We start from the raw sequence: 15,902 nt of genomic DNA on the forward strand, positions 1-15,902 counted from the left end.
TTATTAAGAATATAGGTTTGGTGTAACATAATGTGTTCTTAAATAACAGCGATGGTTAAACCACCGAGAACCTATTCTCGGTGGTTTTTATACAATTTAGAAAAACAACCCGCTCAAATTAACAACAATCTGTTTTTAGATATATCCTCATTTAGGCCTTTCATCAATTGTAAACACGTATAGGTTAATTATCTACCCCTCCATTACCATTAAGTAATTTACTTTATAGCTATCAAGAATGTCCTGTTTTTTTCTTCTGCGGAAAAGCATGAGTAAACCTACTTGCTTATGACTAAACATTTACACTTCAATAAATTCTACGGTTTAAAAAAACCGAAATGGACCTATCAAGGGATTTATCCCTTTTTTCAGTATGCATTAGTACTATTATTTCTTTTTGGTTTGGGATTCCAAATACATGGTCAAACTAGAAATGATACATGGTTTAGGGCAGGAAAAGCTGTAAACAGTGACCCCGGTGCTTTTAACTTCTATGATCATAATCCACTACCTCCTGGAAATAATACTTCGGTTACTACTTGGTTTGATATTGTTGACTTTGTATCACAAGATGCCATTCCACATCCAGCAGCTCCCGGAGATTACCCTAATGCCTGGAACGCAGCTAATCCCGGGTTTGATTATTCTATAGGTTCCGGTCACCTTCACCCTACGGGAACAGTGCCGGGAGTGCCCACATTTCGTAGAAATGCGACAGACAACATTAATTTTAATCCTGTTGTTCAATTTGATGGAACTGGGGACGGTCAAGCGCTGCATTTCCATTCCGTTGTCAGAGAAGATGTAGCAGTGTTTATAGTATTTAAAGCTGTTGGAGCTGGAAACTCCGCAGAAACACAACGATTGTTGTTTGGGGGAGCAGTGGATACCTTGCATACCTCGGCTAGTCAAAACCAATGGACTGGTAACCTTTCCTTAGGAATTGCGGACAATAACCGTTTCTCCATTGGTAGAAACTGGTTCACCGGTGATAGAAATAACTATGATATTGCGGATAACCAAACGTTTTATCAAAGCGGTACAATTAATCTTTTGGGCGAGCCTGCCATTGGAGCTTTCACCAGAACCATAGGTGCCGACCAAGAAACCTTGGTTACCCATGTAAATGGCATACAGGATATAAATCTGACCAGAAACGACACTTTTGCCGATAATCCATTATTCGATTATAACAGACTGGGTAAACATTTTAATAGCAGTACTTCCGATTATAACCTTGCAGGCGATATTGCCGAGGTTTTAGTGTTAGATGTTGAAACACTGAATCCGATAACTAACAATATAAGACAGCGTGTAGAAAGCTATTTGGCCGTTAAATATGGAATTACCCTAACAGACGATAACCAATTAGGCAGCATAGTTGGGAACGGCACATATGATTATCTTGCTGCTGATGGTGCTATAATTTGGACTTCGGATGTCACGTACATGTATGATATTGCAGGGATTGGTGTTGATCGACATGGAAGTGTTGGCGCACCTGATTACAGGTTATGGTACAATCTAGATCAACGAATTTCCAAGAGTGTTAATAGCGATGCCATAGTTACCGTTTCCACAAACACGGATTTTAGTACAGATAATTTAGATTTGACCCGTACCCGTATTTCTGGGGATGGATTTTCTCTTGACCATAATTATTTACTGTGGGCAAACAATGATTTGTCCATAAATGCAACCACTTCTGGTGTCCCCTTAGGAATTGGAATTACCCACAAACTTGACAGACAATGGATGGTACAACTCACACGAACCGCTTCAAGTCAAATTTCCGATATAAGCATCCGCTTGGATTTGTCGGGATCCGATATTTTAAGCTTTGGCGACTGTGTTGTACTGCTAATAGATGAAGATGGAGATGGGGATTTTACCACAGGAACCATAAGAAAGGTAGTAGCCACCAGTATTGATAACGCAGATAATGCCTATTTTGATGGAATAACCTTTTCAGAACTTACAGGTGAGATTTTTACTGTAGGAATAGAAGTACTAGATGCTGGGGACGACACTACTATAGATATCTGTATGGGAGATGTTATCCCCTATGACCTTACCGCTCAACTTAATGGCACTCCTGACCCAGGTGGCACATGGACCGATGTGGACAATACGTTCGGCAATGGTGCAAACGATGTTATAACAGACCCAGCAAACGTAGACTTCTCGTCACTTGTAGTAGGAACCTATGATTTTAATTACACCATCTCCAATGCACTTATGTCATGCCCAGATGAAACCGCGACACTGACCGTAAATATTGTCGATCCCGCGGTCAATGCCGGTGATAATGCAAGCATCTGCGGGTTAACAAACCATGATATACAAAATGCAAGTGCAAGTGGTCATGACAGCTTTACGTGGTCTATACCTTCAGGAGATGGATCATTGATTAACGACAACACTTTGAGTCCGACTTACCAACCCCATGCAAACGATATCGGCACCACCGTAATCATACAATTGGAAGTCGTTAATTCAGCAGGTTGTGATGCAACAGACACTGTTGAACTGATATATATTGAGCAGCCCACCGTGGACGTACTGGCCGATGTCACCGTATGTGACTCCTTCACACTGCCGGCACTCACAACGGGCAACTATTTCACAGGCGCAGCAGGAACCGGCGTCGCTCTGCTCCCAGGGGACAACATCACCACCACACAGACCGTGTTCATATACCAAGAGACGGGCACCACACCCAACTGCTCCGATCAGTCAAGCTTCACCGTGACCGTCAACAACACCCCCACCGTGGACGTACTGGCCGATGTCACCGTATGTGACTCCTTCACACTGCCGGCACTCACAACGGGCAACTATTTCACAGGCGCGGCAGGAACCGGCGTCGCTCTGCTCCCAGGGGACAACATCACCACCACACAGACCGTGTTCATATACCAAGAGACGGGCACCACACCCAACTGCTCCGATCAGTCAAGCTTCACCGTGACCGTCAACAACACCCCCACCGTGGACGTACTGGCCGATGTCACCGTATGTGACTCCTTCACACTGCCGGCACTCACAACGGGCAACTATTTCACAGGCGCAGCAGGAACCGGCGTCGCTCTGCTCCCAGGGGACAACATCACCACCACACAGACCGTGTTCATATACCAAGAGACGGGCACCACACCCAACTGCTCCGATCAGTCAAGCTTCACCGTGACCGTCAACAACACCCCCACCGTGGACGTACTGGCCGATGTCACCGTATGTGACTCCTTCACACTGCCGGCACTCACAACGGGCAACTATTTCACAGGCGCGGCAGGAACCGGCGTCGCTCTGCTCCCAGGGGACAACATCACCACCACACAGACCGTGTTCATATACCAAGAGACGGGCACCACACCCAACTGCTCCGATCAGTCAAGCTTCACCGTGACCGTCAACAACACCCCCACCGTGGACGTACTGGCCGATGTCACCGTATGTGACTCCTTCACACTGCCGGCACTCACAACGGGCAACTATTTCACAGGCGCGGCAGGAACCGGCGTCGCTCTGCTCCCAGGGGACAACATCACCACCACACAGACCGTGTTCATATACCAAGAGACGGGCACCACACCCAACTGCTCCGATCAGTCAAGCTTCACCGTGACCGTCAACAACACCCCCACCGTGGACGTACTGGCCGATGTCACCGTATGTGACTCCTTCACACTGCCGGCACTCACAACGGGCAACTATTTCACAGGCGCAGCAGGAACCGGCGTCGCTCTGCTCCCAGGGGACATCACCACCACCACACAGACCGTGTTCATATACCAAGAGACGGGCACCACACCCAACTGCTCCGATCAGTCAAGCTTCACCGTGACCGTCAACAACACCCCCACCGTGGACGTACTGGCCGATGTCACCGTATGTGACTCCTTCACACTGCCGGCACTCACAACGGGCAACTATTTCACAGGCGCGGCAGGAACCGGCGTCGCTCTGCTCCCAGGGGACAACATCACCGTGACATCCATCATATACGTCTTCAGCCCTGGAACCGGAAGCTGCCCCAACGTGGAGAACTCCTTTGTGGTGACCATTACTGGATTTGAGATTTCCACAAATATTCAGAATGAAACCTGTTGGGAAACTTCAGATGGAAATGTAGAAGTGAATGCTGACACCACCAATTTCCCTTTAACAGTTCAATTGAATTCATTGCAACCTATGGTTTTTGTAAACAATTCTTTTGAAATAAGTGGATTGTCCCCCGGAAGCTATGCAATGACAATTATAGATAATAATGGCTGCCAGTCAGAAACTACATTTGATATTCTTCCCGGAGGGCCAAATCTTGACGCAACAATAGAACCATTTTATTCCTGTGATTCTGGAATACCTACAAATTCAATAGAAGTTTCATTGATTGATTCTTCAATAAGTTCTGAAGTACTATATGCTTTGGATTCTACAAATCCGAATGATTTTGTTCTAAGCCCTGACTTTCAAAATATCAGCGTGGGCAACCATACATTGTCCATAATGCACAATAACGGTTGTTTGTTGGAGATTCCTTTTATCATAGAAAACGTCGCTCTTCTAAGCATGACTTTAACCAATGAAAATATCAACCAAATAAGTGCCAATGCTACTGGAGGTTTTCCGCCTTACACCTACTATTTTGATAATAATGTCGGTAGCAGTTCCAACACCTATAATATAACAAGAAGTGGAACTTTTACCGTAACTGCAATTGATAGCAGAGGATGTGAAGCTACCGAAACCATTACGTTAAGCCTAATAGATATAACAATTCCGAATTTCTTCACTCCAAACAATGATGGCCAGAACGATTTTTGGAAACCAAGAAATATGGAGTTGTTTCCAGATGTTCAAACTTTCATATTTGATCGCTATGGAAGAAAGATCAAGATAATGGGGGCAATTGATGATGGATGGGATGGCTACTATGAAGCCAAAGCATTACCCTCAGGAGACTATTGGTACGTTATAAAGTTAAATGATGATAGTGGACGGGAGTATGTTGGACACTTTACCCTTTACAGATAAAATATGTTGAGTAAATCAATTCATAAAATCACAAGTTTGGTATTGCTAATTAACTTTTTATCTATGCAAGGGCAGGAACTTACAGTACCTCAGCTTTCTCAATATCTCTCTGACAACCCATTTCTTATGTCTCCTGCTTATGCAGGTATTGGAAACTATGTGAAAGTGAGAATGACCGGTCTAACACAATGGGTAGGCATAAAGGATGCGCCAGATACCCAATCTCTTTCTGGAGATGTTCGATTGGGAAATAAATCAGGTTTAGGTTTAGTTCTGTACAATGATTCCAACGGAGAAACAAAGCAAAGGGGAGCTAAAGTCTCATTTGCCCATCATTTAATAATTGATAAGCATGATGAATTTTTGTCCTTAGGGTTTTCATTCAACTTTAATCAATTTAAAATTGATATTGAGAATTTTGATCCTAATAATGATTTGGCCATAATTGACGATAGATCTTCCACCAACCTAAATTTTGATGTTGGAACACTTTATAGAAAGGAGAATTTTTATCTGAGTCTTAATGTTTCAAACATTCTTAATAAGGATTATAAAAAATTTAATCCTCTTTTTGAGCCAAACACTTTAAGGAACTATTATTTATACACCGGATATAAATATAAAAAACATAGAACTGATGATTTTGAAATAGAGCCCTCGCTATTTATTCAATATTTTGAGAATGATAACCGGTCTGTGACCGATTTCAACACAAAGTTTAAATGGTATGATATTGAGGACTACTATTATGCTGGAATCACTTATAGATTTCTAAACGACCAACTTGGAAAACCTCTTTATGTTGCTCCAATTATTGGTCTTAAAAAAAGTGATTTCTATTTTGGGTACTCCTACCAAATAATCCTTAATCAAATTTTAGGGTATTCCGAAGGAACCCATGTTCTAACATTAGGGGTAGATCTTTTTCAAGGAATATCCAATTGCACATGTACTTATTAACAAACTACAAACACGATTTATTATGAAATTATTCCATCAAATATTGCAATTCTTTAAACTACTTATTCCGTTATGTTTGGTTGTTTTTTATTCATCATGCGGAAAAGATGATACTACTTTCCTTTCAAAAACAGGAAACACTGAAACCTTTATTTCTTTAAGCACCTCGGACACCATATTGTATGCAGTAGTAGATAATGCAAAAGTCCCTGTTTATTTATCCATCCCAAAAGAATGTGGAAACAAAGACTACCCCGCAGTTGTAGTGTTACATGGATCTGATGGTATGTGGAAAAATAACAACCCAGAAGGAGGTATCATGTCTGGACAAAATACTGAATGGAGAAAATTGTTCGATGATAATTGTATTATTGGTGCCTATGTAGACAGCTATTCTCCAAGAGGTACCAAAGAAAGAACAGGAAAATGGACCACCGCCCCAGATAACTTTAAGATAAGTTCTCAGTTTGTTCGCCCAAGGGATGCAAATGCAGCCTTATCACTATTAAGAAACCTTAAGTTTAATGATGGGAGCAAGGTTGTTAGATCAAAAGACGTTGGTCTTCTGGGATTTTCTGATGGTGCCAGCGCTGTTGCGGCTACACTTTACAATTCCAAATCTACTCCACCTGATTGGGAATGGACACAAAAGTTTAATGAAAAAGAATATGATACTTCCAGTGGAGTAAGAAATCCGGCAGATATACCTGTAGATGGTGGTTTTGCTGGCGGAGTATTTTATTATGGCGGCTCTGGAGGTTATGATTATTGGGGTAGCAATCCTTGCAGTGAAAATGCTCTAAATAATAATGTTTATAACATCTACGCACCAATGCTCTATCAGATACCAGCCGATGGATATCTAACAGAAAACACTATATGCTCTTTTAACCTACTTAAAAGTAGAGGTACTCAAGTTGAAATGAATATATATGAAGGCGTTGGCCACGGCTTTGACTTTGACCATCTTGAACAAAGTTATATTGCACGAAACAGTACCATCAACTGGTTTAAGAATATTCTAAATATTAATTCACTTTAAAAAAGTTAATAAGAAGTATAAGATTATACAATCTCCAGTCTCACGCATATTAAACATGAATAAATCTTTAACAGCTTCAGAAAAGAATTCAAAATATGAAGCATGAATATAAATAATACTCTAAGCCGTCTAGAGGGCCTGTTTATTCAATTTTAATATCATTAAGAACTTATAAACGATTGCATCATGAATTGGAAGTGCCTAAAACACTGTTTATCCAATACTTACAACTTTTTAAAATATCACTAAAACAATTAGATAAATAGTAATAGAATGGAAAAGAACTTTCTGGAAAAATGGATTTTAAATTTAGTGAAGCTGGAATATGAATTTGGAAATATCCCCAAACGAGCAACCTACAAGCTTAGAGAAAGAATGGATGATTTTATAGAAGTTACCATTGAATGGATCGATCAGCAAAATTCGGAATTTAAGATCGTATACAATGCCAGAGCATATGGTAAAAAAAAACTAACTGAGTGCAAAGCAGTATTAACGGACTCAATATTTGAGCTCGAAAACTATTATACATTAGAAATACATAACTATATAAACAATGTTAAGAGAAATTATAGCACTAGAAAAATTGCAAACTATGACGTAATGAAGGTAATTGGAGAATTAGAACAGTCAAATGAGGTTAAAGATTTAGAAGTATAATATCAGTTTTTTGAATGTTAATTCAAAAGCAAGTATTTCATACCATAATGCGCTTGTCCAGATTGATTAATAATCAAAAAACTATCATCAGATAATGTGTATGTGTACAAATAGTGTCCATATGTCAATTGAAATTGGGCTTTTATATATTCATAATCATTACTTTCCATCTTTATCTGTTTCTTGTTGGTTAAATAGAAAAAGTTCCCAAAATTTTAATCTAAATCCTACTTAATATGCATTTAATAACCATTATTTGGACCTTGGTTTGTGCAATAATAATCATTGGATATCCTCTTTATCTCTATAATAGATCATCCGCTAATGTTGAAATAGAGAAAAAAAACAATACTGTTCTGTTTTCTGATAGAGTGGAGCTTCTATCCTTTGATTTACGCAATCAGTCTCCTAGCTGGTCATTTATTCTTGAGGTTCCTCAAATTACTGAAGATATCTTATACAACAATCCTATTTTATTTTATTTGGAATCTGAAAGCTACTGCTTAAAACTGCCATTGAACAATGCAACTATGGGATACACAGCATCTATTCATAAAAACACGGGGAAGGTATATTTGACCTTTAAGTCATTAGTAGATGGTGTCTCTAATTTTTGTGTTCCAGCATGGCATTTAAGTAAATTAAAAATTCTCATTATAAAGTCCCATGACAAAAGAATATATGGAGATTGGGGAGCAAAACCACGTAAACACACAATTTATAAGGGGTTAAAAAAAGCAGGCATTAATATAAATGACTATGAGGATGTTCTGGGGTATTTTAGCAATATAGCCTCTATAGATTTTAAAGGTCATTTCTCAAAGCCAAAAATACATTTAGAAAACCACGAGCTATCCTCAACAGGGTAACCAAATGCAATTTTTAGCTATAGCAGTTTATTTTAAAACGTCAATACCGTATAATCAGATTAGTGTTCATGTATACCTGTAAAAGTGGGATTTCTCTAAAAGAAATCCTGCTTTACTCTTTAAGTATTTATATACACGAATTTTCTTAAGATAAAAAAGAGCCGTCCCTTGATCTTTTTAAGCAACACCTATTTTCTGAACAAATTCAAAACAATCATTTGTCAAACCAAAATAGGCATACATCAACTTGTCTGGATAATCCACTTGTACACCCCATAATTTTGCCCTCTTATTAACCTTATAAAAAATATTAGTGATGAAATTAAGTAAATTTATCGTTTTTAGTTCTGTGCTATTAGCAATGGTTCTAACCTCCTGTACTGGTGAAGATGGTGCAGATGGTCTGGATGGTCTGGATGGCACAAATGGAATAAATGGTGCAGATGGTAACACTGGACCCGCTGGTACGGACGGAACGAATGGAACGGATGGAACGGATGGCATAGATGGCAACGCCAATGTAACTCATCTTTCTTTTGAGTTTCAATCAGGCTCAAATGAATTAAGCAGCCAAATTCAACTTGATGTTGAAGAGTTGACCGTGGAAGTACTTGCAGAAGATACAGTACTTTATTATCTAGTCCGGGATGGAGGTAACCCTAATGCTATTGCATATTATTCCATACCCGGTTTAGGGTTGGGCGGAAGCTACACCATAGGGGTCTTTGCGCAAGCAGGAACTGCAACCATTTCTTTTAAAGAGTTTGACGGGAGTGATTATCAATTAGCTAAAGATGAATACACTGGTGCCAAGGTAGTAATCATAGAGTCCTCAAACCAAACTACCTCAAAATCACTTGCCGGCCTAAAATCTGCTGGTATAGATGTAAACGATTATAGAGCAGTAGCAAAGCACTTTAATCTTCAATAGTTAGTTAGACATTTTTTTGCCCTTAATAAACCGCTACTATTCCTTTGGCATTTACAACAAGTGTTTTTAAGAGATAGTAGTGGTTTTTTTATAAAGCCCTGAATATGTAACTAAGCTTAAAACCAAAACTGTCATTTAACAAATTTATATGTAATAAAATAACAGTTCTATTTATATCTGACCTATTACGACCGCTGCTTCTTCCCATATCCAAAAAGTACTCTTGGTGTGGTTCTCGGGAAAGGCAGCGGTTTATTTATTGTGCTTACCGTTCCTTATATAACTTCAAAAAAGGCATAATTGTATCAGAACCAATATTCAAAATAATTTAAACATAGGTAGCCCTTAAGCTTAATTAATCGAAATCGGTTATTTATCAACTCAGAACACAGCTATATCAATTACTAAAAGCTGGCACAATTTAACAGGCTTACCTTAGTAATAAAATAAGCATAACCCAATGATAGATAACATAAAACTTCACAGACATAGTAAACTCACTGTTAGTAATTCCATTAGTCAATGCTGAAAACGAGTATGGGGTTATGCTGCGTATCAGCTTGCTAAAGGGACAAACGCGGTGAGTTTTTTGTACGACATATATTAAAATAGCATACCACAAAACTAGATATCAATCATTAAATCAAAAAATGCTCAAAACCAATGAAGAAACCGTCAAATAAATAGAAATAAAACTATAAATCAGTTTTCTCTCCCCCCTTTTTTGTTTCTAAGGGTATTAAAAAAATGAAATAAGTATCGGTATTTCATTTTTTTAATACCCTTAGAATTCTATAGCAAAGCAATTGTCATTTTAGACAGCCGAATCTAAAAGCAATCTCAAGAAATATTAGTTTTTCTATGAGACCACTAAATTTTATCAGGGATTTTCCTTTATACAAAAACATAACATGTCGACTATAAAAGCTAGAGCATTATAGCAAGTTTAAAACTCTATGAAAAGGTATCATAAACTTTGTTTTGGCAGTCTATTGTTTGTTTGCAGTTTTACCGCACAATTAAGCGGTCAAGCATTAAATGACAGAGATGTAAGACAACTTCCCTTTCATGTTCTAAAAGTTGACAAAGACACCTTAAGTATAAATACAGTTTTAGATTCTGGCCTTTCTTTTACTTCGCCCAATTCTTTTAAAGCGAATACAAAACCAAATGATATTTATTGGATTAGAGTCGATTTCAACAACACTATTGATACGTTGATAACGCCAAATATTTGGCGTTTAAGGACACCTATTTTTGACTATGCCGAAATGTATTATCTAGAAAAAGATACCTTAATACATAAAACTTTTGGAAGATTTAACATATCTGAAAAAATGAGTTCAGTTTTGTACGCCCCAGGTATAACATTTAAGTCAGAAAATTTAGTAGATAAGAGATTTCTTTATATAAAAGCGAGGATATTTCAATACGCCTCCAATGTCACAAATTGGAAAATTGGCTATCTCCCAGATAGTTATAACAAACTTTTCACACATTATTATTCCCATAAGGACCTTAACCGTTTAACTTGGCAGTACTTGTTCCTTGGAGCTTGCTTGGTTACGTTCTTTTCCTTTCTTGGCATCTTTTTGTATTCCAAGAAACCGCAATTTCTATTTTATTCCCTCTACATTTTATGTTCAATTTTATACCTGGTTCTACCTAGTGTTAACATTCCGGAAGTAATTGCATTTTTCCGGACACCAATAGGTTATTGGATCGGAATTATTTCTCAGGTCTTTATCAATTTATTCTATTCAATCTTTATTTCTTACTACTTAGCCACCAAAAAAACATATCCAAAACTCCATAAAATCCTGCGCATTGTTGTTTTTATGTTAATAGGCATCATTATCTTAGATGCATTGGCATTCTTCTTAGCGCACTATGAATTTCATTTATATCTTCTTGATCTTCAGCGGTTACTAATGACTATTTATGGCGTATTTGGCATTATTTATCTATTACGCAAAGCAAAGGATCGATTAGCACTTTTTATTGTAGTGGGTTCAGCTATTTTTATGATTGGTGCCCTTGCCTTTCTTTTTCTATTGGAGCGTTTTTATATGATTCTTGGTTCCTCTTTAGAAATGATAGTGTTCTCCTTAGGTCTTGCCTATAAAATAAAGTTGGAATATGAGGAAAAAATAATCCTTCAAGAAAAGGTGTCTTTAAAAGAAATAAGCGCTCTAAGGGCACAGATGAATCCACACTTTATCTTTAATTCCCTTAATTCCATTCAACACCTAATACTAAACAATGATAGGATATCAGCTCTAAAATACCTTTCAAAATTTGGAAAGCTTACACGTAATCTTTTGGAAAGTTCCATTGAAACCAAACTAACCCTGGCTGATGAAATAAAACTACTAAACTCTTATCTGGAATTGGAATCTCTTCGCTTTGATAAAATGTTTAATTATAAGATAAATGTTGCTAAAGACCTGGATACCAATAATATTGAGATACCGATTCTCTTGATTCAACCATTTGTGGAAAATGCTATTATCCATGGTCTTGCCAACAAAGAATATGGTGAAAAAACACTTACGATTTGTTTTAAAAAACAAGAAAACAACATAACTTGTAAGATAGAGGATAATGGTGTTGGAAGAATTGCATCCAAGACTACAAATTCACTAATGAAAAAGCAAAAAAAATCTAGAGGTATGGAAATTACAGAGAAAAGGCTGGATTTATTAACACATACTCAAACAAGAAAAAACACTATTGATATCATAGATAAATATGAATTAAATGGCATTCCAACTGGCACCAAAGTAATAATTACAATTCTGGATGCACAAAAACAATCCATATGACCTTAAAAGTAGTAATTGTAGAAGACGAGAAACATAGCAGGGAAACATTAAAGAAGCTCCTTGAAGAATTTTGTGAAGATGTAAAAATCATAGCAACTGCAAGCTCTGTAAACGAAGCGGTCAAGGTATTATCCGTTTTTAGTCCGGATATTGTGTTTTTGGATATAGAATTACAACCTGGAGTAGGCTTTGATGTTCTTAACCAAATAAAAGAGCCCAACTTTGAGATTATTTTTACGACTGCTTTTGAAAAATATGCTATCAAAGCCATAAAATTTAGCTCTCTAGACTATCTCCTCAAACCCATTGATTTAGACGAGCTGCAACAAGCAATTGAAAAAGCAAGGAATAGGTTGGACAAAAGTGTATCCCGTCAACAAATTGAGACTTTAATTCAGAACCTTAGCCAAGAAAACCCTAGACAAGAAAAAATATGCCTTGCCACTACTTCCGGAATGGAATTTATTTCTATTGAGGATATTATTGTTTGCAAAGCTGATGGCTCTTATACTTCTTTTATACTTAAAAACAAGAATCCATTGTTGGTAAGCAAACATCTAAAAGAATATGAGAATTTATTGGCAGACCAACAATTTATGAGAGTACATAATAGTTATCTGATCAACTTAAAGGAGGTGAAAAAATATATTAAGTCAGATGGCGGCTATATTATTATGAGTAATGATATGCATGTTAGTATTTCTCCAAGAAAGAAAGAAGAGCTTATTGGTGTAATGAAACGACTATAAGGACACATTGAATAACTCCAAAAAAAGAACTATCAGCTATTCTTTGGATTTGGGTAATTATCGGATTGATCTTCAAGAGTTTCATCCAAGCAAATGAAATCCTTTTCTAAAAGCAGATGAAGTATTTTTCCGTTTTTTAAAGTCATGTCGTTTTCATACCCCACACGGGCTTCATCCATCCATTTATCAGTATCTGTCTTAGACAAAAACATGGTTATGGTATTATCCTGGAACTCCGCTTTCAGGCCATCTATACCATCCTTTGCTTGGAGTGTATAGTTAAAAATGGTAGAGTTAAAATTTGTTTGCTCACTATAGAGTCCCTCCCTGCAAAACGTCTCTACTTCCGTTCTGGTAAGTCTAAAGCGAATGGAATCTCCTTTTATTCTTATTTTCATTAACTATTCTTTTTTGTTCACCAAGCTTTTGGTAAACTCATTTAAGGCTTCTACTTTTTCTTCAAAATCGCCTTTTAATGTTTTACGGTATTCGTTTAGGTTCTTCACCAAATCATCAATATTCTCTGGAAGTACGTCTTCAAAAAACTGACGTAACCTTTTAGCAGCGGTTGGGGATTTTCCGTTAGTGGAAATAGCCACTTTCACATTGCCCTTAGTTACAATACCTCCCATATAAAAATCGCAAAAAGGTGGGTTATCTGCAACGTTGACCAAAATACTGTTCGCTCTACAATCATGATAAACTTCTTCGTTCACTTCAACTTTATCAGTACAAGCAACGACTATGTGTTTTCCTTCTAAAAAGCGTTTGTGGTAAACATCTTTTGTGATTTCTACCTCATGCTTTCCCGCCAACTGCAAAGTCTCTTTCAAAAATTGAGGAGCTATCATCTGTACCTTAGCATTAGGACTGGATTTTAATAAAAAGGAAAGCTTTTCCAACCCCACATTACCCCCACCAACAATAAGCACATTTAGATTGGTTACTTTTAAAAAAATGGGGTACAATTCATTTCTCTCCATCTGTAAGTGCTGTTTTTATTAGTTCTTTGGCATTTTCTGGCAACAATAATTCCAAAGCCGACTTTTGCCCTTCTAAAGACATTTTTCGCCATGTCTTTTGAACAATGTCCACTACCTTATTTTCTGGATGTTTTTGCATAAACGGTTCAAAATAATGGTTTAAAAATACCAAACAAATAACGTCTTCCAAGGTTTGGGTCTCTACACTTTTTTTAAGCTGCTTTTTTAATAAAAGGAACTCCACCCTATCTATTGTATCCTGTTCATAACCTATCTTTCTGAGGATTTCAGTAGCCTTTTGCACATGGAATTTTTTGAGTTCCTGGCGCCATTTTAAATATCCGGGGCGGTTCATTTCATAATTGCTCCTGGGAATTTCCCATCTACAAATATGTTGGCAACGAGCAGCAAGTTTTAACGCCTCTGAGGCATCTGGAGCAAACTCATCCAAGACTTCCGTCATACGCATGGCATATAACAATTCCTTTGGATACGTTTTCCCGTTATACGTTTCTGTATTAGGGTCTTTGTTATTTGCCTCATCAAAAAGATGAAAGGCTTGCAAAAGCTTTTCAGATGCGGCCATAGTACATTTTTTTCTAAAATTATTCAGAAAAGCAATACACTCAAAGCTATTCGCCTTTTTAAAATCTCAAAAGTATATTAAATTAAAAAGCTCCTAATGGGTTTTCATACGCAGTTGATGAGGGCTTGTCTTGGGAATACGCTCTATTATCCCTCTAGCTTCTAAATCCAATTTTACGGTAACGATATACCAGAGCACTTTACCATCAAAACTATTTGTTAATTCCTCTACTGCCTTATCTCCTAAACTTTCAAAGGTTATTGTTTTATGCTCTAGGATCGTATTGACAATAAAATCTTTAATAAGGTCATACCGTCTTTTAAGAATATTGACACCAGCTTTTCCTTGCGGGTGCAACGTCATTATTTTCTCCTCTTTAGACATATCTTCATTACTGTTCGACAATACTATATATAAAAGAATAGGCTATTTTTTGATAACCTTCCCATCACTGGACAATATCTGTCTAATAATTTCCGCATCTCCTTTATAAAACAGCTTACTGCCTGAATTTGCCGTAACATCTATAGTATTGGAAACTGAAAGGTACGAATCACTGTCAGATGACAATGAAATTTTTAAATCCTGCACTTCTAGTCCATACTCTTTTAAATTACTTCCAGAAGAGAGCGTCGCATCTAAACTTCTTATTGTCCCCATTAGATCTATTTCTGCATCTGACGATAGTTTAACAATAGCTTTTTCCACGTCTGATTCCCCGTCCAAATCTGCATCGGAAGATAGATTCATATAGGCATCCGTCGCCTTTAAATAAATAACTGCTTTACTATCTGACGAGCCCCTAAATTCAAAATTATCCGCTGTAATATCTCCTTCAAAATATGCATCAGAACTCAAATCAATAGTTACATTTTGAGTCTCAAGAGGTGAGTCCAAAAATATTGCAGCATCTGAGGAAGCCTTAAAATTGGTGATATTCCGTGTTGTAATGTAGAGATTCAAGGTTTCCTTTCCTCTAACATTCAAATTGTTATTCAACTTGACCGTTAATCTTCCGCCTTCTTTGTAAACATTTATCTTTCTAAACAGATTATCATTTGCTTGAATGCTCATGCTTTCTTCGGTTTCAGAAAAAGTAACATATGCCTTAAAGTCAGTTGCCACAGTTAAGGCAGTAATATTATCAAAGTCGTATTCGCGGGTAGACACTTCATCTGAGACTCTGATGGTTTCATTTGTACAAGACGTTATTGCAAGGCCTAACAGGGCAATTACAAAGGTTTTTTTGATTTTTATCAT

At 37.5% G+C, this 15,902-nt stretch carries 14 protein-coding genes; 8 read left to right on the top strand and 6 right to left on the bottom strand.

The features are described from left to right. Positions 1–288 precede the first annotated feature (288 nt). From SJY44_RS00550 to SJY44_RS00565, 4 genes are all read left to right on the top strand, one after another. Positions 289–5,037 carry a T9SS type B sorting domain-containing protein gene (locus SJY44_RS00550; protein WP_396590826.1) on the top strand — a complete coding sequence of 1,583 codons (4,749 nt, stop codon included), beginning with the start codon at positions 289–291 and terminating at the stop codon, positions 5,035–5,037. Positions 5,038–5,040: 3 nt separating this feature from the next. Next, entirely contained in the window at positions 5,041–5,997 is a 957-nt protein-coding gene (locus tag SJY44_RS00555; RefSeq protein WP_396590827.1) for a type IX secretion system membrane protein PorP/SprF, read from the top strand. A gap of 22 nt (positions 5,998–6,019) precedes the next feature. Continuing rightward, on the top strand, positions 6,020–7,039 hold the full coding sequence (locus tag SJY44_RS00560; protein WP_396590828.1) for a hypothetical protein: 1,020 nt from the start codon (positions 6,020–6,022) through the stop codon (positions 7,037–7,039). 273 nt (positions 7,040–7,312) lie between these two features. Then, positions 7,313–7,699 (top strand): hypothetical protein, encoded by a 387-nt coding sequence (locus SJY44_RS00565; protein WP_298922793.1) that lies wholly within the window; start codon positions 7,313–7,315, stop codon positions 7,697–7,699. 17 nt (positions 7,700–7,716) lie between these two features. Here the strand turns inward: SJY44_RS00565 and SJY44_RS00570 are convergent, their stop codons facing one another. Beyond that, on the bottom strand, positions 7,717–7,869 hold the full coding sequence (locus SJY44_RS00570) for a hypothetical protein (RefSeq protein ID WP_396590829.1): 153 nt from the start codon (positions 7,867–7,869) through the stop codon (positions 7,717–7,719). A 66-nt stretch (positions 7,870–7,935) separates the two neighbouring features. Here SJY44_RS00570 and SJY44_RS00575 point away from each other — a divergent pair, with 66 nt between their 5' ends. The 4 genes from SJY44_RS00575 to SJY44_RS00590 all read left to right on the top strand — a co-directional run bounded on the left by SJY44_RS00575 (position 7,936) and on the right by SJY44_RS00590 (position 13,073). Further along, positions 7,936–8,568, top strand: a complete 633-nt coding sequence (locus SJY44_RS00575) for a hypothetical protein (RefSeq protein WP_298922794.1) — start codon at positions 7,936–7,938, stop codon at positions 8,566–8,568. A 316-nt stretch (positions 8,569–8,884) separates the two neighbouring features. Then, positions 8,885–9,499, top strand: coding sequence for a hypothetical protein (locus tag SJY44_RS00580; protein ID WP_396590830.1), 615 nt, complete (start codon positions 8,885–8,887; stop codon positions 9,497–9,499). A gap of 956 nt (positions 9,500–10,455) precedes the next feature. Next, positions 10,456–12,324 (top strand): sensor histidine kinase, encoded by a 1,869-nt coding sequence (locus SJY44_RS00585; RefSeq protein ID WP_396590831.1) that lies wholly within the window; start codon positions 10,456–10,458, stop codon positions 12,322–12,324. Further along, a complete protein-coding gene (locus tag SJY44_RS00590; RefSeq protein WP_396590832.1) occupies positions 12,321–13,073 on the top strand; it encodes a LytR/AlgR family response regulator transcription factor in 753 nt (250 codons plus the stop codon). Before SJY44_RS00585 ends, SJY44_RS00590 begins: the two co-directional genes overlap by 4 nt. A gap of 32 nt (positions 13,074–13,105) precedes the next feature. On the opposite strand, the gene SJY44_RS00595 is transcribed toward SJY44_RS00590, so the two are convergent. The 5 genes from SJY44_RS00595 to SJY44_RS00615 all read right to left on the bottom strand — a co-directional run bounded on the left by SJY44_RS00595 (position 13,106) and on the right by SJY44_RS00615 (position 15,902). After that, positions 13,106–13,471, bottom strand: coding sequence for a DUF7009 family protein (locus tag SJY44_RS00595; RefSeq protein WP_396590833.1), 366 nt, complete (start codon positions 13,469–13,471; stop codon positions 13,106–13,108). A gap of 3 nt (positions 13,472–13,474) precedes the next feature. Continuing rightward, complete coding sequence (locus SJY44_RS00600) at positions 13,475–14,056, bottom strand: bifunctional precorrin-2 dehydrogenase/sirohydrochlorin ferrochelatase (protein WP_396590834.1); 582 nt, start codon at positions 14,054–14,056, stop codon at positions 13,475–13,477. After that, positions 14,043–14,642, bottom strand: a complete 600-nt coding sequence (locus tag SJY44_RS00605; protein ID WP_396590835.1) for a DUF4202 domain-containing protein — start codon at positions 14,640–14,642, stop codon at positions 14,043–14,045. The genes SJY44_RS00600 and SJY44_RS00605 overlap by 14 nt, the downstream gene beginning before the upstream one ends. Before the next feature lie 93 nt (positions 14,643–14,735). Next, complete coding sequence (locus SJY44_RS00610; protein ID WP_396590836.1) at positions 14,736–15,026, bottom strand: DUF6958 family protein; 291 nt, start codon at positions 15,024–15,026, stop codon at positions 14,736–14,738. A gap of 42 nt (positions 15,027–15,068) precedes the next feature. Further along, positions 15,069–15,902 carry a GIN domain-containing protein gene (locus SJY44_RS00615; RefSeq protein ID WP_396590837.1) on the bottom strand — a complete coding sequence of 278 codons (834 nt, stop codon included), beginning with the start codon at positions 15,900–15,902 and terminating at the stop codon, positions 15,069–15,071.

It is taken from the genome of Allomuricauda sp. R78024, from assembly GCF_044596045.1.
Taxonomy (GTDB): domain Bacteria; phylum Bacteroidota; class Bacteroidia; order Flavobacteriales; family Flavobacteriaceae; genus Flagellimonas.